At 74.5% G+C, this 21,551-nt stretch carries 14 protein-coding genes, 1 pseudogene and 1 riboswitch; of the genes and pseudogenes, 13 read left to right on the top strand and 2 right to left on the bottom strand.

Translation table 11 applies throughout. From position 1 onward, the window contains the following. From ACFU7Y_RS17355 to mfd, 3 genes are all read left to right on the top strand, one after another. Window positions 1-1,395 (top strand): SUKH-4 family immunity protein (locus tag ACFU7Y_RS17355; protein WP_380768585.1); only part of this gene is annotated, 1,395 nt, incomplete at its 5' end. A gap of 266 nt (window positions 1,396-1,661) precedes the next feature. Then, the gene (locus tag ACFU7Y_RS17350; protein WP_224284869.1) at window positions 1,662-3,041 is read left to right on the top strand and encodes a hypothetical protein; all 1,380 of its coding nucleotides are present in this window, start codon (window positions 1,662-1,664) and stop codon (window positions 3,039-3,041) included. A 698-nt stretch (window positions 3,042-3,739) separates the two neighbouring features. Beyond that, window positions 3,740-7,369, top strand: coding sequence for a transcription-repair coupling factor (mfd, locus tag ACFU7Y_RS17345; RefSeq protein WP_380768583.1), 3,630 nt, complete (start codon window positions 3,740-3,742; stop codon window positions 7,367-7,369). A 122-nt stretch (window positions 7,370-7,491) separates the two neighbouring features. Here the strand turns inward: mfd and ACFU7Y_RS17340 are convergent, their stop codons facing one another. Beyond that, entirely contained in the window at window positions 7,492-8,109 is a 618-nt protein-coding gene (locus ACFU7Y_RS17340) for a DUF4352 domain-containing protein (RefSeq protein WP_380768581.1), read from the bottom strand. Between the two features lie 209 nt (window positions 8,110-8,318). Here ACFU7Y_RS17340 and ACFU7Y_RS17335 point away from each other — a divergent pair, with 209 nt between their 5' ends. The 4 genes from ACFU7Y_RS17335 to ACFU7Y_RS17320 all read left to right on the top strand — a co-directional run bounded on the left by ACFU7Y_RS17335 (window position 8,319) and on the right by ACFU7Y_RS17320 (window position 14,192). Beyond that, entirely contained in the window at window positions 8,319-10,475 is a 2,157-nt protein-coding gene (locus tag ACFU7Y_RS17335; RefSeq protein WP_380768579.1) for an N-6 DNA methylase, read from the top strand. A gap of 196 nt (window positions 10,476-10,671) precedes the next feature. Then, window positions 10,672-11,373 (top strand): hypothetical protein, encoded by a 702-nt coding sequence (locus tag ACFU7Y_RS17330; RefSeq protein ID WP_380768577.1) that lies wholly within the window; start codon window positions 10,672-10,674, stop codon window positions 11,371-11,373. Then, complete coding sequence (locus ACFU7Y_RS17325; RefSeq protein ID WP_380768575.1) at window positions 11,370-12,998, top strand: protein kinase; 1,629 nt, start codon at window positions 11,370-11,372, stop codon at window positions 12,996-12,998. The genes ACFU7Y_RS17330 and ACFU7Y_RS17325 overlap by 4 nt, the downstream gene beginning before the upstream one ends. 156 nt (window positions 12,999-13,154) lie before the next feature. Then, entirely contained in the window at window positions 13,155-14,192 is a 1,038-nt protein-coding gene (locus ACFU7Y_RS17320) for a MazG family protein (protein WP_380768573.1), read from the top strand. 43 nt (window positions 14,193-14,235) lie between these two features. Here ACFU7Y_RS17320 and ACFU7Y_RS17315 read toward each other — a convergent pair whose 3' ends face one another. Then, on the bottom strand, window positions 14,236-14,658 hold the full coding sequence (locus ACFU7Y_RS17315) for an SDR family NAD(P)-dependent oxidoreductase (RefSeq protein WP_224281267.1): 423 nt from the start codon (window positions 14,656-14,658) through the stop codon (window positions 14,236-14,238). Window positions 14,659-14,935: 277 nt separating this feature from the next. Between ACFU7Y_RS17315 and ACFU7Y_RS17310 the strand changes: the two genes are divergently transcribed. From ACFU7Y_RS17310 to ACFU7Y_RS17285, 6 genes and pseudogenes are all read left to right on the top strand, one after another. Continuing rightward, entirely contained in the window at window positions 14,936-16,261 is a 1,326-nt protein-coding gene (locus ACFU7Y_RS17310) for a cytochrome P450 (protein WP_224281266.1), read from the top strand. A 219-nt stretch (window positions 16,262-16,480) separates the two neighbouring features. Continuing rightward, window positions 16,481-16,649, top strand: a riboswitch (cyclic di-AMP (ydaO/yuaA leader). 5 nt (window positions 16,650-16,654) lie between these two features. Continuing rightward, window positions 16,655-17,560: a transglycosylase family protein gene (locus tag ACFU7Y_RS17305; protein WP_308020228.1), complete on the top strand. Its 906-nt coding sequence runs from the start codon at window positions 16,655-16,657 to the stop codon at window positions 17,558-17,560. Between the two features lie 334 nt (window positions 17,561-17,894). Then, window positions 17,895-19,181, top strand: coding sequence for a phosphopyruvate hydratase (gene eno / locus ACFU7Y_RS17300; RefSeq protein WP_224281265.1), 1,287 nt, complete (start codon window positions 17,895-17,897; stop codon window positions 19,179-19,181). A 141-nt stretch (window positions 19,182-19,322) separates the two neighbouring features. Then, the gene (locus tag ACFU7Y_RS17295) at window positions 19,323-19,841 is read left to right on the top strand and encodes a septum formation initiator family protein (protein WP_224281264.1); all 519 of its coding nucleotides are present in this window, start codon (window positions 19,323-19,325) and stop codon (window positions 19,839-19,841) included. Next, a pseudogene (locus ACFU7Y_RS17290) lies at window positions 19,813-20,340 on the top strand (DUF501 domain-containing protein); the annotation flags it as partial. The gene ACFU7Y_RS17295 and the pseudogene ACFU7Y_RS17290, both read left to right, overlap by 29 nt. A 140-nt stretch (window positions 20,341-20,480) precedes the next feature. Continuing rightward, window positions 20,481-21,422 carry an exopolyphosphatase gene (locus ACFU7Y_RS17285; protein WP_380768570.1) on the top strand — a complete coding sequence of 314 codons (942 nt, stop codon included), beginning with the start codon at window positions 20,481-20,483 and terminating at the stop codon, window positions 21,420-21,422. Window positions 21,423-21,551: the final 129 nt, after the last annotated feature.

The following is a 21,551-nucleotide window of genomic DNA, read 5'->3' as shown; positions in this document are numbered from 1 at the left end:
GGTTCGGCCCCGCCGCCGCCCCCGCCGGCCGAGCTGAAGCACACCCCGGGCGCCGGCACGCCCGCCGCCGGCCCCGGCGGCCGCGGCGCCGGTTCCACCCCGCCGCCCCCGCCCCCGGCGGGCCTGCGCGGCGGTGAGGCCCCGGCGGCCCCGCAGGGCGCGCCGACCGCCGGCCCGCCCGCGTCCGGGACGGCGTACGAGGCGACCCAGCTCGCGGGCGCGATCGACCCGGTGCTGCTGAGCGGCCCGGCGGACCCGGGCACCCCGCCGTCCGGCGGCCCCGCCGTCCCGCCGCCCGGCGGCCCGGCGGCCCCCGCCGCGCCCGCGGCCGGCTACGGCTACCCGAACGCGGGCGGCGCAGCCGGGGTCGTCCCGCCGGCGGCGGTGCCCGGCTCGCCGCAGCCCGCGCCGGTGCCCCCAGGCGTGCCCGCGGTCGGTCCGGGGTACTTCGCCGCGCTCAGCTACCGGGGCCCGGACGGCTCGGAGCAGAAGCTGCTGCACCGCAGCGAGCCCGGCACCCCGCACCCGGAGTGGAAGATCCTCCAGGACCTGCGCCGGCTCAACGTGCCGCCGGAGCAGGTGCTGGAGCTCTACACCGAGCTGGAGTCGTGCGACCTGCCGGGCGGCTACTGCAACCGCATGATCGCCGCGTCCTGGCCGAACGTCCGGCTCACCCACACCGCCCCCTACGGCCGCGACCACGCGTCCCGGCAGGCCGGGATGGCCGAGCTGCTCGACCACCTGGACGAGCTGCACCAGCTGGCCTCCGGCGCCCAGCGTGTCCGCCCGTTCCGGGTGTCGCTGCCCGCGCCGGGAACGGTCCAGGCGCTGCCGCCGCTCCCGCCGCAGCAGCTCGCCCAGGAGACCGGCGCCGCCTTCGGGCAGAACCTGTTCCGCTACGAGCAGCGCGCCGTCTCCCGCCAGGGCGTGCCCGAGCCGGTGTCCCAGACCCTGATGTGGGCCGGGCTGCCGCGCGACTTCGGGCCGTTCTTCTGGGCGCAGGCGCAGGAGGGCCGTCCGATCCCGACGCTCGCCGAGCTGGCCGCCGAGCGCGGCCTCGCCACGGGCCCGGACTTCGGCGGCTACCTGGTGCTGGGCAACGACTACGGCCGCCAGCTGTGCGTCCAGTACGGCACCGCGCACGTGGTGGCCGTGGACATCGAGGGAACCGGCCAGCCGCCCCGGTTCGTCAACAGCGGTGTACCGGAGTTCGTCCGCTCGCTGGCCCTGCTGGGCCGGATGTGGCGGCTGCGGTACGGGCTGACGCCGGACCAGGCCGGTCGCTGGACGACCGACTTCCAGGCCCAGCTCGCCGCGATCGACCCGGCGGCCCTGCAGAACGCGGACACCTGGTGGGCCGTGCTGCTGGAGCAGTTCTGGGACGGCCTGCTGTAGCGGGCCGTCGCCGATCCTCGCAGGTGGGGAGGGGTCGTTCCGGTGTCCGGAGCGACCCCTTCGGCATGCCGCCGCAGCTGTGCCTCGTTGGGGTTTCGCCCGGATCTGCGCAAAATAGGTCAAGAGGGTGGGTCCGTTCGACCAGTCCTCGACACATTCCGGTCCGCACGACGGCGGAATCCGGCCCGGGGCTCCGAACCGGTTCCGGATCCGTCCGTTCCGTCCGATCATGGGCTCCGCAGCCCGCGAAACGAGGGGAAGAGCCCATGAGCGACGCCGTCCCCCAGTACGGCTTCACCCAGGCCCGCCGTGGCTACGCGCCCGAGCAGGTCGACCGAGCCCTTGCCGCCCTCACCGCGCAGCGTGACGAGGCGTGGGAGCGGCTGAGCGTCCTGGGCGCCGGCATCCGGCAGATGGAGGCCCGGCTGGCCGACATCCGCCGGACCGCCGAGGAGGCCCCGGAGCCCGACTACCAGGTGCTCAGCGAGCAGGCCGCAGGACTGGCCGCGATGGCCGAGAACGAGGCGCGCGCCGTCCGCGAGAAGGCCGAGCGCTTCGCCGAGGACCTGCGGGACGAGGTCTACGAGGCCGGGCAGGCCGCCGGCCGCGCCGCCACGGAGTACGCCACCACGACCCGCGCCGACGCCGACGCGGCCGTCCGCCGCACCGAGGAGCGGACCCGCGCCGAGGCCGAGGGCATCCGGGCCGACGCCGACCGGGAGAGCCGTTCCGTCCGGGACACCGCCACCGCCCACGCCGCCAAGGTGCGGGTGGCCGCCGCCGAGGCCGGCGAGCAGGCCGAGGCCGAGCTGGCCGCCCGGCGCCGCAAGGCCGACGAGACCTTCGCCGCCGCCCGGGCCAAGGCCGACGCCGAGGACACCGAGGTCTCGGCGACCGCCGAGCGCCGGGTCAAGGAGGCGGAGCAGCAGCGGGAGACCGTGCTGAACCGGATCAAGCAGTTGGAGGCGGACGCCCAGGCCAAGGCCGACCAGCTGGTCGAGCAGGCCCGCCGGGAGGCCGAGAAGATCAACGCGGCGAGCGAGGGCGAGCAGCGCGAGTTCGACACCCGGCTGGAGACGGTGCAGAAGCACCTGGACCACATCAAGGGCACGCTGGCCTCGCTCACCGGGGCGGCGGTCGGTCAGATCGAGCCCGAGGTGGCGGCCGCCGCGCTCGCGGCCTCCCAGGCCTCCGCCGAGGTTGCCGCGGTCCCCGCTCCGCAGGACGCGGTCGAGGACGCCGTCGCCGACGCCGCGCCGGTGGACTCGGAGGCGGACACCGGGGAGATTCCGGTGGCGAACCTGCGCAAGGCCCTGGCCCCCGCGGCTCGCGCCGGGGACGAGGACCCCGTCCAGGAGAAGTCGGCGACCGTGCTGCGGACGCCGGTGGTAGGCGGCAGCGCCGCCAAGGCCATCGGCGGCCTTGTGGCGGCAGGCCCGGTGCCGCCGAAGCCGGCCTCGCCGCCCGCCGAGGAGATGCTCGACGGGAAGGCGGTCGACGGGAAGGCGGTCGACGAGAAGGCCGCTGCCAAGAAGGGCGCCGAGGGGCGGTCGGAGGAGGAGACCCGGATCGTCCCGAAGATCGTCATCGTGGACGACGGCAGCGACTACGCGACCCCCCACACGGTGAGCTACCGCCGCCGCTGACCGGCCGCCCGCCCTCGCGTCGCGAAGGCCCCTGGAAACCGCCGGGTTTCCGGGGGCCTTCGCCGTGCCGGGCGCGGTCGGGCCGGCGGGAGTGGGGCCGGGGGAACGGGCGGCGGCTGTCCGGGACAGGAGGGCGGCCGGCGGGGTAAGCCCCCGGGAGCGAAAGAGGCCGAGACCCGTGGCGCCCTCCAGGAAAGGGCGCCACGGTTCCCGGCGCTTGGGCGGGCGCCCCCACCCAGGGCCGCCCGGCCTCGCACCTCCGACCCCCATCGGGGGTGCGACAGTGCCCCCACAGCCATCCCCCACGGTTGGGTGCGGCGGGCACGTTCACCATGGTGCGCGATCTCCATGGACGGCCAGTGACAGGAGTATGTCCAGTTCGTGGCGGATAGCCGTGCCCGGTCCGGTGCGGCTCACGGCTGGTTCGTCCACCAGCCGGTCCGGTGTCGCGTCCAGTCGTTCGTTCCCGGATGTGCTCCTGACAGAACGGGGCGGGGCGGTCGAGCGGGTGCCCGGGGATCCGGCCCCGGTCCGGCCACCGTTCCAGCCCTGCCGACGCCGTGGACCGCGTGCGTGTCCGTGCCGCGGCGTACTCTGGAGACCCCCGGCCGCTCGGCGCGCCGGGCCGTTCGCGTTGCCCCGGCGGGCCTTCGCCGCCCCGGGGCAGCACCAGCCACGGGACGAAGAAGAGACCCCAGATGAGCCTGACCGGACTGCTCGATGTCGTCGCGCGGGACGCGGCGCTCGCCGAGGCGATCGAGGCGGCCACCGCCCTCGGAGCCGCGGCCGGTGGACGCCGCCACCTGGACCTGGTCGGGCCGCCCGCCGCCCGGCCGTTCGCGATCGCCGCACTGGCCCGCGCGCTCGCCGGGCAGGCCGCCGGGGACCGGGGCCGCCCGGTGCTCGCCGTCACCGCGACCGGCCGCGAGGCCGAGGACCTCGCGGCGTCGCTGCGCTCGCTGCTGCCCGCCGACGCCGTCGCCGAGTTCCCGGCCTGGGAGACCCTGCCGCACGAGCGGCTGTCGCCCCGCTCGGACACCGTCGGGCGCCGGCTGGCCGTGCTGCGCCGGATCGTGCACCCGCGGGCGGACGACCCGGCGGCCGGGCCGGTTCAGGTGATCGTCGCCCCGGTCCGCTCGGTGCTCCAGCCGCAGGTCAAGGGGCTGGCCGAGCTGGAGCCGGTGGCCGTCCGGCGCGGTGAGTCGTACGACCTGGAGGAGGTGGCCCGCAGGCTCTCCGCCGCCGCCTACGCGCGCGTCGAACTGGTCGAGAAGCGCGGCGAGTTCGCCGTCCGCGGCGGCATCCTGGACGTTTTCCCGCCGACCGAGGAGCACCCGCTGCGGGTGGAGTTCTGGGGCGACGAGGTCGAGGAGGTCCGGTACTTCAAGGTCGCCGACCAGCGCTCGCTGGAGATCGCCGAGCACGGCCTGTGGGCGCCGCCCTGCCGGGAGCTGCTGCTCACCGACGAGGTGCGGGCCCGGGCCGCCGAGCTGTCCGCCGAGCACCCCGGGCTGGCCGAGATCCTGGACAGGATCGCCGAGGGCATCGCGGTCGAGGGCATGGAGTCGCTGGCGCCGGTGCTGGTGGACGACATGGAGCTGCTGCTGGACGTGCTGCCGCTGGGCTCCGTCGCGGTGGTCTGCGACCCGGAGCGGGTCCGCACCCGGGCCGCCGACCTGGTGGCGACCAGTCAGGAGTTCCTGCACGCCTCCTGGGTCGCGGCCGCGGCGGGCGGGGACCGGCCGATCGACCTGGAGGCCATCGACGTCTCCGCCGCCTCACTGCGCTCGCTCGCCGAGGTGCGCGAGCACGCCGGCGAGATCGGGCTGCCCTGGTGGTCCGTCAGCCCGTTCGCGACCAGCGAGTCGACCGTCGACGGCATCCTGGAGTTCGACGCCAACACGCTGACCCTCGGCATGCACGCCGTCGAGGCCTACCGGGGCGACACCGCCCGGGCGATCGCCGACGCCAAGGAGCGGCTGGCCGCCGACTGGCGGGTCGTCATGGTGACCGAGGGCCACGGCCCGGCCGCCCGGCTCGCCGAGGTGCTGGGCAACGAGGGCATCCCGGCCCGCCTGGTCGCCGACCTCGCCGAGGCGCCCACCCGGGACGTCGTCCACGTCTCCTGCGGCTCGATCGAGCACGGCTTCGTCGACGAGAAGCTGAAGCTCACCGTCATCACCGAGACCGACCTGTCCGGTCAGAAGTCCTCCACCAAGGACATGCGGCGGATGCCCTCGCGCCGCCGCAACGCGATCGACCCGCTGGCGCTGGTGGCCGGCGACTACGTCGTCCACGAGGCGCACGGCGTCGGCAAGTACGTCGAGATGGTGCAGCGCACCGTCCAGGGCGCCACCCGCGAGTACCTGGTGCTGGAGTACGCCCCCGCCAAGCGCGGCCACCCCGGCGACCGGCTGTTCGTGCCGACCGACCAGCTCGACCAGGTCACCAAGTACGTCGGCGGCGAGGCCCCGACGCTGCACCGGCTCGGCGGCGCGGACTGGGCGAAGACCAAGCAGCGGGCCAAGAAGGCGGTCAAGGAGATCGCCGCCGACCTGATCAGGCTGTACTCGGCGCGGATGGCCGCCCCCGGCCACACCTTCGGCCCGGACACGCCGTGGCAGCGCGAGCTGGAGGACGCCTTCCCGTACGCGGAGACGCCGGACCAGCTGACCACCATCGCCGAGGTCAAGTCCGACATGGAGAAGTCCGTCCCGATGGACCGGTTGATCTGCGGCGACGTCGGCTACGGCAAGACCGAGATCGCCGTGCGCGCCGCGTTCAAGGCCGTGCAGGACGGCAAGCAGGTGGCGGTGCTGGTGCCGACCACGCTGCTGGTGCAGCAGCACTTCTCGACCTTCGCCGAGCGCTACGCCAACTTCCCGGTGACGGTGAAGGCGCTGTCCCGCTTCCAGACCGACAGCGAGGCCAAGGCCGTGCTGGAGGGGCTGTTCGAGGGCTCGGTGGACGTCGTCATCGGCACCCACCGGCTCTTCTCCTCCGAGACCAGGTTCAAGGACCTCGGCCTGGTCATCGTCGACGAGGAGCAGCGCTTCGGCGTCGAGCACAAGGAGCAGCTGAAGAAGCTGCGCGCCAACGTGGACGTGCTCACCATGTCCGCGACCCCGATCCCACGCACCCTGGAGATGGCGGTCACCGGCATCCGCGAGATGTCCACCATCACCACGCCGCCGGAGGAGCGGCACCCGGTGCTGACCTTCGTCGGACCGTACGACGAGAAGCAGATCTCGGCCGCGATCCGGCGTGAACTCCTGCGCGAGGGCCAGGTGTTCTACATCCACAACCGGGTGGAGTCGATCGACAAGGCGGCCGCCCGGCTGAAGGACCTGGTGCCCGAGGCGCGGATCGCCACCGCGCACGGGCAGATGGGGGAGACCCAGCTGGAGAAGGTCGTCGTCGACTTCTGGGAGAAGGAGTTCGACGTCCTGGTGTCGACCACGATCGTGGAGTCCGGCATCGACATCTCCAACGCCAACACCCTGATCGTGGAGCGCGGCGACACCTTCGGCCTCTCCCAGCTGCACCAGCTGCGCGGCCGGGTCGGGCGAGGCCGCGAGCGCGGCTACGCGTACATGCTGTACCCGCCGGAGAAGCCGCTCACCGAGACCGCGCACGAGCGGCTGGCCACCATCGCCCAGCACACCGAGATGGGTGCCGGCATGTACGTCGCGATGAAGGACCTGGAGATCCGCGGCGCGGGCAACCTGCTCGGCGGCGAGCAGTCCGGGCACATCGCGGGCGTCGGCTTCGACCTCTACATGCGGATGGTCGGCGAGGCGGTGGCGGAGTTCCGCGAGTCGCTGGCGGGCGGCGGGGAGCCGGAGGAGGAGCCGCTGGAGGTGAAGATCGAGCTGCCGGTCGACGCCCACGTGCCGCACGACTACGCGCCCGGCGAGCGGCTGCGGCTGCAGGCGTACCGCTCGATCGCGGCGGTCAACTCGGAGGAGGACATCAAGCAGGTCCGGGACGAGCTGGTGGACCGCTACGGCAAGCTGCCCGAGCCGGTGGAGAACCTGCTGCTGGTCGCGGCGCTGCGGCTGTACGCCCGGCGGTGCGGGATCTCGGACATCACCCTCCAGGGCTCCAACGTCCGCTTCGGACCGGTGGAGCTGCGGGAGTCCCAGCAGCTGCGGCTGAACCGGCTCTACCCGCGCAGCCAGGTGAAGGCGGCCGCCCAGCAGCTGCTGGTGCCGCGCCCGAGCACCGGGCGGATCGGCGGCAAGCCGCTGGTCGGGCGGGAACTGCTGGGCTGGTGCACCGAGTTCCTGTCGGCCATGTTCGACGACCTGGCGGGGGCGAAGAAGTAGCGTCCGCCCTCCGGGTGGTCCACGGCGGTCTCGGGCTCTGCCCCGGGGCCGCCGTTCCGCGTGTACGGGCACGGGCCGTCGTCGACGCGGCGCGGTGGCCGGCCGGACTGTGAACGGACGCGTCAGCCGAGCTTCCACTGGCCGGTCTGCGGGGCGAAGCCGCTGTCGAGGCCGAACTGGGCCTTGTCGAGCTGGGCGTCCTTCGGGACCTCGAAGGTGACGAAGCCGAGGGCGCTCTCGCCGGGGGCGATGTTCGCGGGGACCTGGAAGCCCGGGCCGGCCTTGGTGGTCGCGACCGTGCTGCCGAAGGCCTGGCCCTGGGCGTCCACCACCTTGGCGCCGTTGCCCGGGGCGTCGCTGTAGGCCTTCTTGCCGCTCGCCTTGATCCGGAACTGGATCGAGACGAAGCGCTTGCCGTCGGCCGGGTGGGTGAACTCGTCCTCGCCCTCGGCGTTGTCGACCACCTTCACCAGCGTCACGTCGGCGGTGTCGGCCGGGTCGTTGCCCTTGAGCGCGATGGTGTCGCCGACCTTGGCGGGCGCCTTGGCGGTGTCGGCGGGCTTGCTCCCGGCCGGCTTGGCGGCCTCGGAGCCGGCGGTGGCCGCCGGCTGCTTCGCCTCCGTCGAGACGGAGGAGCCGCCGGTGGAGTTGCACGCCGTCGCGCTCAGGGCGACCAGCACGGCGCCCAGCAGCAGGGTGGCGGTGCGACGGGTGGCGGTACGGCGGGCGTTCGCGGACATGGGGTGTCTCCCGGTGATCGGTGGTCTTCCCTGTGCCGCCCCCGTTCGGTGGCGACGGAAGGATCACACCACCGAGTCGTGAACCATGTCAATGCGATTTCACAAAAGAGCTCTGTTCACATGTGAACCGGGCGTGGGAGGTGCATCGCTATGCTGTGCGGTCACAGCGCCCCTCGCTGCGCGGTCGCAGCCCCACCGAAGGAGCCCCCGTGCCGGACCGTCCCGAAGTGACCGCCGCCGAGATCGCTCGGCTGGCCGGCGTCGGCCGGGCCGCGGTCAGCAACTGGCGCCGCCGCCACCCCGACTTCCCGCGCCCGGTCGGCGGCACCGACGCCAGCCCGGCCTTCGCGCTCGACGAGGTCGAGTCCTGGCTGCGCGCCCAGGGCAAGATCGCCGAACTCCCGCTGCTGGAACGGGTCTGGCAGCTCGTCGACACGCTCCGCGACCCGGCCGGCCACCCCGCCGCCCCGCTGGTCGAGGCGGGCGCCCTGCTCCTGCTGCTGCACCGCGAGCCCGAACGGTGGGCCGAGCTCGCCGGCCGACCGGACACCCGGCTCGCCCTCGCGCTGCCCCGGGCCGTCGCCGGCACCGCCGTGCACGCCTTCGGCCCGGACGGCGCCCGCAGCCTCGGCCTCCCGGGCCTGTTCGGCAGCACCCAGCTGGGCCTCGCCCGGCTGCTCGCCGAACTCGCCGCTCAGGTCGGCCCGGTCGGCGCGTACGAGCAGCTGCTCACCCGGTACGCCGAGGCCAACACCCGTCAGCTCAGCCCCACCCCGCCGGAGGCCGCCGAACTGCTCGCCGCCGTCGCCGGCGTCCCCGCCACCGTGCTCGACCCGGCCGTCGGCCTCGGCGCCGTCCTGCTCGCCCACCCGCCGACCACCGGACGCTACGGCCAGGACGCCGACCCCGTCACCGCCGCCCTCGCCCGGCTCCGGATCGCCCTGCACACCCCCGCCGACGAGCCCGGCCCGCTCCCGCTCGACCTGCGGGCCGGCGACGCGCTGCGCGCCGACGGCTTCCCCGGCGACACCTTCGAGGCCGTGCTCTGCCAGCCCCCGTACAACGAACGCGACTGGGGCCACGACGAGCTGCAGTTCGACACCCGCTGGCCCGGCGGACTCGTCCCGCCACGCGGCGAGTCCGAACTCGCCTGGGTGCTGCACTGCCTCGCGCACACCCGCCCCGGCGGCCTCGCCGCGCTGCTGCTCCCGCCGACCGTTGCCGCCCGCCGGGCCGGCCGCCGCGTCCGGGCCGAACTGCTCCGCTCCGGCGCGCTGCGGGCCGTCATCGCGCTGCCCGCCGGAGCCGCCCCGCCGTACGGCGTCCCGCTGCACCTGTGGGTGCTGCGCGCGCCCCGGCCGGGGAGCGACTTCCGCCAGGTGCTGCTGCTCGACGCGGGAGCGGCGCACTCCGGTCAGGCCGCGGCCGCCGGGTCGCCGGCCGTCGAGGGCGGCCGGGACAAGGTCGACTGGCCCGAGCTGCGCCGCACCGTCCTGGAGGCCTGGCGCGGCTTCGACCTCGCCGCGCGCGAAGGCCTGCCGGTCCCCGCCGACCGCCCCGGCGTCCACCGGGCCATGGCCGCCATCGACCTGCTCGACGACGAGACCGACCTCTCCCCGGCCCGGCACGTGCCGCCCGCCGCCCCGCTCGGCGGCGCGGCCGAACTCTCCCACCTCGGCGGCCGGCTGGCCGAGCTGCTGGCCGAACTGCCCGACCCGGCCACGCTGCTGCCGCAGCCGGACACCGCGCCCGACGGGGCGTCCGGGGCCGCTCCCGTCGGTGTGGTCACCATCGGCGAGCTGGTCCGCGGCGGTGCGCTGGAGGTGTACTCCTCCGGCACCGGTGCCGCCACCCGGCCGGCCGGCGCGGAGCCGGGCGGCACCCCCGTCGTCACCGACCAGGACCTCGCCACCGGCGCCGCGCCCGGCGCCGTCCTGGCCACCGGCCCCGGCCCGGCCGGGGACGTCCGCACCCGCCCCGGCGACGTCCTGGTCCCCGCCCTCGGCGGCGGCACCGCCCGGGTCGTCCCCGCCGAGGGCCCGCTGGTCGGCGCCGCCCTCGGCCGTCAGCTCCACCTCCTGCGGCCCGACCCCTCGGCCCTCGACCCCGAGTTCCTGGCCGGCCAGTTCCGCTCCACCGCCGGCACCCGGCGCGCCGCCAGCCACGCCACCACCACCGCCCGACTCGACATCCGCCGGGTCGAGCTGCCCCGACTCCCGCTCCCCGCCCAGCAGCGCCTCGGCGCCGTCTTCGCCCGCCTCGCCGCCTTCGACACCGCCCTCGCCCAGGCCGCAGCCCTCGGCCACAGCCTCGCCCAGGCCGCCACCGACGCCCTGGCGACGGGCACCCTGGTGCCGCCGGCCTGAGGCCCGTCCCGGAGGTGACCGCGGTTCAGCAGCGGCTCAGGACCGACGCACGCCGGTGATGGTGCGGCCGGCGGTCCGATACCGATGCGGCAGCGGTCGGGACGGAAGCCCTCCGGACCGGCCGGGCCGGGCGGTACGGTGAGCGGAACCGTCCGCACCGCCCTCGGTGCCGGTCCTCACCAGCTCAGGAGCGCGCATGTCAGGGCAGTACCCCGGGCAGTTCGGACCGCCGCCCGGCGGAACGCCGTACGGGCCGGGGCACGGGCAGGGCTACGTGCCGGGCTACCCGCCGGGCACGGTGCCGGGCGCACTGCCGGCGCCGACGGCGGTGGCCGGGCCGGCTCCGGTTCCCGGGCGGTTCGGGGTGACCGCGCGGGTGCTGTGCGCGCTGGCCCCGCTGCTCACCGTCGGCCTGCTCGGGGTCGTCCCCTCGCTGATGCTGGCGGTCCGCCGCCGGCGGGCGTACGACATCGCCGGCGCGGTGGTGTTCTGCGCGCTGCTGCTCACCGTGATCGTCTCCGCCGGGGTCGCGGGCGGCCTGAAGAACCCGACCGCCGACACCACCGGCCAGATCGCGCTGACCGTGCTCTGGTTCCTGCCGACGGCGCACTTCCTGGTGATGGACAGCCGCGCGGTCTGGCTGGCCGGGCGACCTGCGCCGCAGGCCGTACCGCAGGCCGTGTCGCCGTACGCGGTGCCGAACGTCTCGCCCTACGCGGCGACCGTGCCCGGGTACGGGGCGCCCGCGCCCGCCGTGCCGACCGCGCCCGCCACCCCGGCCCCCTCGGCGCCTGCCCGTTCGGCCCCGGCCCCCTCCCTTCCGGCCCCCGAGGCCGCCCACGACCTACGCGAGCTGGGCGAGTTGCTGCGCCGCCAGGCCCGCGAGGACCGGCCGTGACCGCCGCCCGGCTGATCGCCGGCCGCTACCGGCTCACCGAGAAGATCGGCCACGGCGGCATGGGCCAGGTCTGGGCCGGCCAGGACGAACGGCTGCACCGTCAGGTCGCGGTCAAGCTGCTGCGCCCCGAGCACCTGGTCCCCGGCGGGACCGGCTCCGGCGGCGAACGGGCCCGCCACAGCGACGAGTTGCGCCGCCGCTTCCTGCGCGAGTGCCGGGTCACGGCCGCGCTCGACCACCCCGGGCTGGTCACCGTCTTCGACGCCGGCGAGGACGAGGGCGAGCTCTACCTCGTCATGCAGCGCATCCCCGGCGTCAGCCTGGCCGACCTCATCGCCGAGGACGCGCCCTTCCCCGTCGAGCGCGCGGCGGCCGTCGCCGCGCAGCTGTGCACCGCGCTGGCCGCCGTCCACGCCATCCCGGTGGTCCACCGCGACCTCAAGCCGAGCAACGTCATGGTCCGCGAGGACGGCCGCACCGTCCTGCTCGACCTCGGCATCGCCACCGCCCTCGACAGCGAGGCCACCCGGCTCACCCTCACCGGCGTGCCCGTCGGCAGCCCCTCGTACATGGCCCCCGAACAGGCCCTCGCCGCCACCACCGACCCGCGCAGCGACCTCTACGCGCTCGGCTGCCTGCTGCACGAGATGCTGGCCGGCGAGGAGCCGTTCCGGGCGCCCACCGCGCTCGGCGTCCTGCGCCGACACGTCGACGAACCGCCCGTCCCCCTGCGGGAGTTGCGCCCCGAGGTGCCGCAGCCGCTGGAACAGCTGGTGCTCGACCTGCTCGCCAAGCAGCCCGCCGACCGCCCTGCCGACGCCCGGACCGTGTACGCGCGGCTGCTCCCGTTGCTGCCCCCGGCCGACGGCGCAGCGCAGCCCCGCTACACCCCGCTGCCGGACCCGGCCCGCCCCTTCCGCTACCCGCACCAGCCGCAGCCGCCGGCCGCGGCGGCCGCCCCGGCGCCCGCGGTCCGCTCCGAGCCGCGGCCCTTCCTCATGCCGCCCGCCCCCGCGACACCTCCCGCCGTCCCCGCGGGCCCGGACCTCGGCGCCGAGTGCGCCCGGCTCTCCGACCTGGTCGACGCCGGCCGCCACACCGAGGTGCTCGGCCTCGCCGCCCGCCTGCTGCCCCGGGCCGAGGCCGAACTCGGCGATGCCGCACCCCTGGTGCGCACCATCCGCACCATCTACGCCCGCATCCTCCTGCACGAGGGCCACCCCCAGCAGGCCCTCCCCGAGTACCGCCGTCTCGCCGCCACCGCCGACGGCGGCCCGTACGGCCCCCAGGGCCTCGACCACCGCTACCGCGCGGCCGTCTGCCTCGAACGGCTCGGACACGGCGCCGAAGCCCTCGCCGAGTACCAGGCACTCCTCACCGCCCACACCGCCCGCCTCGAATCCGGCCTCGACACCGACCCCGAGCGCAGCTACGACCTCCGCGAACGCATCGGCCTCCACCTCGCCGCCACCGGAGACCCCCAGAACGCGTGGCAGTGGCTGCTCCCCCTCCTCCTCGACCGCGAACGCCGCGACGGCCCCCACCACCCCACCGTCCGCCGCCTGCGCCAGTCCCTGTCCACCCTCACCCCCACCTCCACCCCCTGGCCCCCGCCCCAGCCCTGATCCCCTCTGGTCTTCACCTCCCCACGCGCGCAGCGACGGCACCGACCCGGTGGCCGCTGCCGACGTCCGGGGAAGACGTCCGGGCCCGGGGCGGAGCTCGGGCAGGGTGTGGGGACACGGGCGGGCGGGGTGAGGGCGCGGGGGTAGGTTCGGGGTGTGACGACGAATGCTGTGCCGACGAAGACTCCGGGCGCGAAGTTGATCCTGCTGACCACCACCCACCGGGTGGCTCCCGGCCTGCTGGCGTGGCCGGCGTGGGAGGCGTTGCGGTCGGCGGCGCGGGTGCTGGTGGGGGACGAGGGGCATCCGCAGGTGGCGGCGGTGCGGCAGGCCGGGGTGGTGGTGGAGGCCGTGCCGGCCGGGTCGGCGCCCGCGTTGGCGCGGCTGCTGACCGGGCAGCCCGCCGGGGCCGGGCCGACGGTGTGGCTGGGCAGTCCGGACGGGGACCCGGGGCTGACCGACGCGCTGGCGCGGCTCGCGGTGGAGCACGCCGGCGAGGTGCCGGAGATCGAGGTGCTGCCCGGCTCGTACGACCTGCCGGGGTCACGGCTGCTGGACCTGGTGACGGTGATGGACCGGCTGCGCTCCCCGGGCGGCTGCCCCTGGGACGCCGAGCAGACGCACGAGAGCCTGGTGAAGTACCTGGTCGAGGAGGCGTACGAGCTGGTCGAGGCGATCGAGGAGGGGGACCGGGAGACGCTGCGCGAGGAGCTGGGTGACGTCCTGCTGCAGGTGTTCTTCCACTCCCGGATCGCCGAGGAGCACCCGGCTGAGCCGTTCACCATCGACGACGTGGCCGGGGACATCGTCGAGAAGCTGGTGTACCGGCACCCGCACGTGTTCGGGGACGTCGAGGCCGGGGGCGCCGCCGAGGTGGAGGCGAACTGGGAGCAGCTGAAGGCGGCCGAGAAGGCGGACCGCGAGTCGGTGCTGGACGGGGTGCCGGCCGGGCTGCCCTCGTTGGCGTACGCGGCGAAGCTGGTGTCCCGGGTGCGCCGGGCGGGCTTCACGGGGGTGCCGGACGAGCCGTACGAGCTGCCGGCCGAGCTGACCGCCGACTCGGCGGGCCGGCTGCTGCTCGCGGTGGCGCAGCGGGCGCACGACGCCGGGGTGGACGTGGACGCGGCACTGCGGTCGGCCGCGCGCGGTTACCGGGACGCGGTGCGCGCGGCCGAGGGCCTCAAGCCGGAGTGACGACGGGCTCGGGGTGACGGGCCCGGGCCTGGAGTGACGGGCCTCAGGCCGCCGTGGCGGCGGGCTCAGGGCGCCGCTGCGGCGGGACGAGTTCGCCGATGGCCTCGCCGACGAGGACGACGAGTTCGGCGAGGCGCTCCAGGTCGAGGTGGTCGGGCAGCTCGGCCAGCGAGACGATCCGCTCGCCGTCCGGGCCGGCCACGGCGAACAGGTCGATCGGTCCGAGGTGCTTCTCGGCGGTGTCCACGAGGGCGGCGACGTCGCTGGGGCGGCGGATGTCGCCGCAGACGCCGACGACGGGGCAGCCGGGCCGGTCGAGCTCGGAGGCGAGGTCCTCGGCGATGCCGACGTGCTGGTCGGCGATCAGCATTCCGGTGGCGCCGGCCGCGGCGAACCGGCGGGCGAGGCCCGCGCCCGACCCGCCGTCGAGGACCGCGATGACGACGACTGACCCGCTGACCCGCATGGCCTGCTCCTCCCTGTGGACGACACCGCACCGGCGCCCACGCGTACTGCGGAGGATCGTAGGCAGGTCCTGACCCTCCGCAACAGGGATTACCCCTCAGGTGACCAGGCTCACGCCCGCCCCGCGGCCAAGAGTCGGCCAAGAGCTGTCCACGGGCTGTCCACGGTCCGTCCATGGCCGTGCCACGGGGTGTTGGCGCGCCGGATGCGATCCGCCGGCGGCGGAGCGGCGGCCCGCCGGAGGGAGGGTCCCCCGTCGCACCGGATACGGTCGGTCCATGCCAGCTCAGCCCGACCCCGCCCGTCCCGCCGCCGCGCCCTCCGACGCCACCGCCCCGCAGCTGTTCACCTGGGAGTTCGCCGCCGACCCGTACCCCGCCTACGCCTGGCTTCGCGAGCACGCCCCGGTGCACCGCACCACGCTGCCGAGCGGCGTCGACGCCTGGCTGGTGACCCGGTACGCGGACGCCCGGCAGGCGCTCGCGGACAGCCGGCTGTCGAAGAACCCGGCGCACCACAGCGGGCAGGCGCACCGCACCGGCCGGGTGGGCATTCCGGGGGAGCGGCAGGCGGACCTGATGACCCACCTGCTGAACATCGACCCGCCGGACCACACCCGGCTGCGCCGGCTGGTGTCGAAGGCGTTCACCCCACGCCGGGTGGCCGAGTTCGAGCCGCGGGTGCAGCAGCTCACCGACCGGCTGATCGACGGCTTCGCGCAGCGCGGTTCGGCGGACCTGATCCACGAGTTCGCCTTCCCGCTCCCCATCTACGCGATCTGCGACATGCTGGGCGTGCCGGCCGAGGACCAGGACGATCTGCGGGACTGGGCGGGCATGATGATCCGCCACCACGGCGGGCAGCGCGGCGGCGTGGGCCGGGCGGTCAAGCGCATCCGCGCCTACCTGGTGGACCTCATCCACCGCAAGCGGGCCGACCTCGGTGACGACCTGATCTCCGGCCTGATCCGGGCCAGCGACCACGGCGAGCACCTGACGGAGAACGAGGCCGCCGCCATGTGCTTCGTGTTGATCTTCGCGGGGTTCGAAACCACCATCAACCTGATCGGCAACGGCACCTACGCGCTGCTGCGCAATCCGGAGCAGCGCCGGTTGCTGCAGGAGTCGGTGGCGCGCGGGGAGACCGCACTGCTGGAGACCGGGATCGAGGAACTCCTGCGCTACGACGGGCCGGTGGAGCTGGCGACCTGGCGGTTCGCGACCCGGCCGCTGACCATCGGCGGGGTGGACATCCCGGTCGGCGACCCGGTGCTGGTGGTGCTGGCGGCGGCGGACCGCGACCCGGCGCGGTTCGCGGCCGAGAACACCCTCGACCTGGCCCGGGCCGACAACCCCCACCTGGGGTTCGGGCACGGCATCCACTACTGCATCGGCGCCCCGCTGGCCCGGATGGAAGGGCGCGCCGCGCTGGCCACGCTGCTTTCCCGGCTGCCCGATCTGCGGCTCGCGGAAAGCCCGGAGAACCTGCGCTGGCGCGGCGGTCTGATCATGCGTGGGCTGCGCGAACTCCCGGTGGAATTCAGCCCGGAGGGCCGCTCCCCGCACGCGCCTCCGCATGCCCCTTCCGCGCCCTCGGCGCGCTGAGGTCACGCGACGGACGTCGCCGATCGCCTACCGGCGAGGGTGTGAACGCCCATCAATCCGGACATAACGCCGCCGTTGGTAGGCGATCGGACACGGGCCGTAATTCTCGTGTGATATCGACGATATGAGCTTGTGATTAGTCTGATGATCTGTCTACTCTCCCTGGAGTTCGCAGCTGCGGACCTCGTACGCGGAACGCCGAATCCTGCCCGCCGCGCCACGGGAAACCGACCAGAACCCTGGGCAGGGGCGGGGGAACCAGGTTTGTTGCCGTCTCCCCACGGCTTGGGGTGAAGCCGCCCGAGCGGAATCGTTTCCGCGTACGGCGGCCGGGCCACCTCCCGGTCCGAACCCGACAGCTCACCTCGCAGGCGTGCGGAGAGGGACCTCTTCATGCTGTTCGTTGGAACTGGCCGTCACCGTCGTCGCACCCAGGCCGAGAAGGCCATCGCCGTCGCCGGTGTGGCCGGCGTCGGACTCGCGATGCCGCTCCTCACCGCCACCGGCGCCTCCGCGGCCCCGGCCTCCACCTGGGACTCCGTCGCCCAGTGCGAGAGCGGCGGCAACTGGAGCATCAACACCGGCAACGGCTTCTACGGCGGCCTCCAGTTCACCTCCAGCACCTGGAAGGCGTACGGCGGCACCGCCTACGCGCCGCAGGCCAACCAGGCCAGCAAGGCCCAGCAGATCTCGGTCGCCGAGAAGGTGCTGGCCTCGCAGGGTCCGGGCGCCTGGCCGGTCTGCTCCCAGAAGGCCGGTCTGACCAAGGGCGGTGCCCCGGCCGTGGTCGACACCTCCTCGGACGCCAAGGCGCAGTCCGCCCCCAAGCAGCAGACCCCGAAGCCCGCCGTCAAGCCGGCCGAGAAGCCGGTCGCGCAGAAGCAGGCCGCCCAGAAGCCGGTGCAGAAGCCCGCCGCGCAGCCGGTCCAGCAGGCCGCCCCGCAGCAGCAGGCGCAGCCGCAGACCCCGGGCTTCTCCGGCAAGGCCGGCTGGGACGCCGACGCCAAGGTGTACTGGTACCAGAACAACGGTGCCTGGTACTGGACCAGCCACCAGAGCGTCTACCAGCAGTACGCCGGCCAGGCCGCCGCCCAGCCGCAGTACGCCCCGCACGCCGCGCAGCCGGCCCCGCAGGCCGCCGGCCACGACTACACGGTCCGCGCGGGTGACACCCTGTCGACCATCGCCGCCGCCCAGGGCGTGTCCGGCGGTTGGAGCGCGCTGTACGAGCAGAACCACGCCACCGTCGGCGGCGACCCGAACCTGATCCTGCCCGGCCAGGTGCTGCACCTCGGCTGAGCCGTCGCGGCCGGCGCCGGGCCGTCGTGCCCGACGCCGGTCCGTCATGTCCGGCGCCGGGCCGTCGCACGCGGAGCCGACGCCGTTGCGTCCCGACGTCCGAAGGGGGCCGGTCCTACCGGTCCCCTTCGTCCGCATTCGCCCGCTCCGGTGGGACAAGCTGGGGCAAGCAGGTGAACTACCGGCGGGTAGTGGGGCCACACGCTGAGACGGGACCGAGGTCGGCGTGGCCCCGGGAGCCCGGGCGGTTAGGCTCTGGTCGTAACGACTCCGCAATCGTCCTGCTGACAGCACCACCGTCAGACCGGACCCTGCTTCCGCAAGGAGATGCCTCGTGCCGTCCATCGATGTCGTCGTAGCCCGTGAGATCCTCGACTCGCGCGGCAACCCCACGGTCGAGGTCGAGGTCGGCCTCGACGACGGCAGCACGGGTCGTGCCGCTGTCCCGTCGGGTGCCTCCACCGGTGCCTTCGAGGCGCTGGAGCTGCGTGACGGTGACAAGAACCGCTACTTCGGCAAGGGCGTCGAGAAGGCCGTCCTGGCCGTCATCGAGCAGATCGGCCCGGAGCTGGTCGGCTACGACGCCACCGAGCAGCGCCTGATCGACCAGGCCATGCTGGACCTGGACGCCACCCCGGACAAGTCCTCGCTCGGCGCCAACGCCATCCTGGGCGTCTCGCTGGCCGTCGCGCACGCCGCCTCCGAGGCCAGCGACCTGCCGCTGTTCCGCTACCTGGGCGGCCCGAACGCGCACGTCCTGCCGGTCCCGATGATGAACATCCTCAACGGCGGTTCGCACGCGGACTCCAACGTCGACATCCAGGAGTTCATGATCGCCCCGATCGGCGCGGAGTCCTTCTCCGAGGCCGTCCGCTGGGGCGTCGAGGTCTACCACACGCTCAAGGGCGTGCTGAAGGAGCGCGGCCTGTCCACCGGTCTGGGCGACGAGGGCGGCTTCGCCCCGAACCTGGACTCCAACCGCGAGGCCCTGGACCTCATCGTCGAGGCCATCCAGAAGGCCGGCTACGTGCCCGGCCGTGACGTCGCGCTGGCCCTGGACGTCGCCTCCTCCGAGTTCTACGAGGACGGTGCCTACCAGTTCGAGGGCAAGGCGCTCACCTCCGCCGAGCTCATCGAGTACTACGCCGGGCTGGTCGCCGCCTACCCGCTGGTCTCCATCGAGGACCCGCTGGACGAGTCGGACTGGGACGGCTGGAAGGCCATGACCGAGAAGCTGGGCGACAAGGTCCAGCTGGTCGGCGACGACCTGTTCGTCACCAACCCGGCCCGCCTGGCCCGCGGCATCGAGACCGGCACCGCCAACGCGCTGCTGGTGAAGGTGAACCAGATCGGTTCGCTGACCGAGACCCTGGACGCCGTCGAGCTGGCCCAGCGCAACGGCTACCGCTGCATGATGTCGCACCGCTCCGGCGAGACCGAGGACGTCACCATCGCCGACCTGGCCGTCGCCACCAACTGCGGCCAGATCAAGACCGGTGCCCCGGCCCGCTCCGAGCGCGTCGCCAAGTACAACCAGCTGCTGCGCATCGAGGAGATCCTCGACGACGCCGCCGAGTACGCCGGCCGCGGCGCCTTCCCGCGCTTCCGCTCCGCGGAGTGATCAGCACCGCCACGCGGACTGTCGAGCACGGCAAGCACGAGGGCCGGGCGTTCCCGGTAGCGCACGCCTGACCGGTGCCCCGCCGTTCACCCCGTAGGGTGGACGGCGGGGCACCGTCGCGACCAGGAGGGGATACGGGAGATGGCTGGCTGGAGGATCCCGGGCTTGGCGGCCCGGCCCCGGTTCACGAGCCGGGCGACCGTCCTCGTCCTGGTGCTCTGCTCGCTGGTGGCGATCCTCGCCTACCCGACGCGGCAGTTCATCTCCCAGCGCGCCGAGATCTCCGCCCAGCGGGCGAAGGCCGACCACGCGCGCCAGCAGGTCGAGCAGCTGCGCCGGGAGAAGGCCCGCTGGCAGGACCCGGAGTACGTCAAGGCGCAGGCCCGCGCCCGGCTGCACTACGCGGTGCCGGGGGAGACCCCGTACATCGCGGTGGATCCGGCCGGTCAGTCCTCCGCCCAGCCCTCCTCGTCCGCGGCCGGTGCCGCCTCTTCCCAGAACGCAGCTCCCGGAAGCGCCGGCGAGGCGAAGGCCGCCAAGCCCTGGTACGTCGGCATCTGGGACTCGGTGGACGCCGCCGACACCGCTGCGGCGGCCCCCGCCACCCCCCTTCCGCTCCCACCGTCCCCCGTTGGAGACACCTCCCCCCATGACCACTGAGAACCACCCCACCGTCTCCGACGCCGACGTCGCGGCCATCGCCGCCCAGCTCGGCCGGGTGCCGCGCGGCCTGCGCGGCGTGGCGCACCGCTGCCCCTGCGGCAACCCGGACGTCGTGGAGACGGCGCCCCGGCTGCCGGACGGCACGCCGTTCCCCACGCTCTACTACCTGACCTGCCCCAAGGCCGCCTCGCTGATCGGCACCCTGGAGGCGGAGGGCGTGATGAAGGAGCAGAGCGCCCGGCTCGCCGAGGACCCGGAGCTGGCCGCCGCCTACCAGAAGGCGCACGAGGACTACATCGCCCGGCGCGACGCGATCGAGGTGCTGGAGGGCTTCCCGAGCGCGGGCGGCATGCCGGACCGGGTGAAGTGCCTGCACGTGCTGGTCGGCCACTCGCTGGCGGCCGGCGAGGGCGTCAACCCGCTCGGTGACGAGGCGATCGGCATGCTGGAGGACTGGTGGGCCAAGGGCCCGTGCGTCTCCCCGGCCGAGGTCGAGGCCGCCGGTGAGCGGGTCGCCCGCAACCGCGCCAAGGAGCAGGACCACGAGGCCGTGATCGCCGCCAAGCAGCAGAAGACCGCCGAGCGCGCCGCGAAGAAGCGCTCCGCCGACGAGGCCGCGGCGGAGCGGGAGTCCGAGTGAGCACGACCCGTGTGGCCGCGATCGACTGCGGCACCAACTCGATCCGCCTGCTGGTCGCCGACCTCGACCCGGAGACCGGGGAGATCATCGACCTGGACCGCCGGATGATCGTCAACCGGCTGGGCCAGGGCGTGGACCAGACCGGCCGGCTGCACCCGGACGCACTGGCCCGCACCTTCGCGGCCTGCCGGGAGTACCAGGAGATCATCTCCGGCTTCGGCGTCGGCCCCGAGCGGCTCCGCTTCGTCGCCACCAGCGCCTCCCGGGACGCCGAGAACAGCGACGAGTACGTCAAGGGCGTGCGTGACATCCTGGGCGTCGAGCCCGAGGTGGTGAGCGGCGAGGAGGAGGCGCACCTGTCCTTCGTGGGCGCCACCAAGGAGCTGGCCGGCGGTCAGTTCCCCGGTCCGTACCTGGTGTTCGACCTCGGTGGCGGCTCCACCGAGTTCGTGCTCGGCACGGACGACGTGCAGGCGGCGCGTTCGGTGAACATCGGCTGCGTGCGGCTCACCGAGCGGTACTTCGGCGACACCGAGCTGCCCTCCGAGGAGCAGGTCGCGGCGGCCCGGGCGCACGTGCGCGCCGAGCTGGACCGGGCCGAGGAGGTCGTCCCGCTGACAGGGGCGGCCACCCTGGTGGGCCTGGCCGGCACGGTCACGACGGTGTCCGCGATCGCCCAGGGCCTGCCCGGCTACGACTCGGCGGCGATCCACCACTCGCGGGTGGGCCGGGAGCGGGTCGCCGAGATCACCCGGGAGCTGCTGGCCGCCACCCACGCCGAACGCGCGGCCATTCCGTCGATGCACCCGGGCCGGGTGGACGTGATCGCGGCCGGGGCGCTGGAGCTGCTGGAGATCATGGAGCGCACCGGCGCCGCCGAGGTGGTCGTGAGCGAGCACGACATCCTCGACGGCATCGCCTGGGGTATTGCCACCTGACCCCGTGCACGGCTTACCCGGACCGGCCCCGGCACCCCTTTCGGGGGGGCGGGGGCGGGGCGCGCCCCCGCCCCGGCGGGCAACTTGGTGAAATTAGTAACAGTGGGAGACGGCCAATAGGAGCACCCG

This window comes from Kitasatospora sp. NPDC057542 (assembly GCF_042801945.1).
Taxonomy (GTDB): Bacteria; Actinomycetota; Actinomycetes; order Streptomycetales; family Streptomycetaceae; genus Kitasatospora.
The sequence above is the reverse complement of the archived record's forward strand: the minus strand, read 5'-3'. Positions and strand labels throughout refer to the sequence as shown.

What these genes read in the sequence shown, in the direction of transcription:
- ACFU7Y_RS17350 (WP_224284869.1), top strand. Translation starts at nt 1,662, where the DNA reads ATGAGCGACGCCGTCCCCCAGTACGGCTTCACCCAGGCCCGCCGTGGC.
- mfd (WP_380768583.1), top strand. Translation starts at nt 3,740, where the DNA reads ATGAGCCTGACCGGACTGCTCGATGTCGTCGCGCGGGACGCGGCGCTC.
- ACFU7Y_RS17340 (WP_380768581.1), bottom strand. Translation starts at nt 8,109, where the DNA reads ATGTCCGCGAACGCCCGCCGTACCGCCACCCGTCGCACCGCCACCCTG.
- ACFU7Y_RS17330 (WP_380768577.1), top strand. Translation starts at nt 10,672, where the DNA reads ATGTCAGGGCAGTACCCCGGGCAGTTCGGACCGCCGCCCGGCGGAACG.
- ACFU7Y_RS17315 (WP_224281267.1), bottom strand. Translation starts at nt 14,658, where the DNA reads ATGCGGGTCAGCGGGTCAGTCGTCGTCATCGCGGTCCTCGACGGCGGG.
- ACFU7Y_RS17310 (WP_224281266.1), top strand. Translation starts at nt 14,936, where the DNA reads ATGCCAGCTCAGCCCGACCCCGCCCGTCCCGCCGCCGCGCCCTCCGAC.
- ACFU7Y_RS17305 (WP_308020228.1), top strand. Translation starts at nt 16,655, where the DNA reads ATGCTGTTCGTTGGAACTGGCCGTCACCGTCGTCGCACCCAGGCCGAG.
- ACFU7Y_RS17295 (WP_224281264.1), top strand. Translation starts at nt 19,323, where the DNA reads ATGGCTGGCTGGAGGATCCCGGGCTTGGCGGCCCGGCCCCGGTTCACG.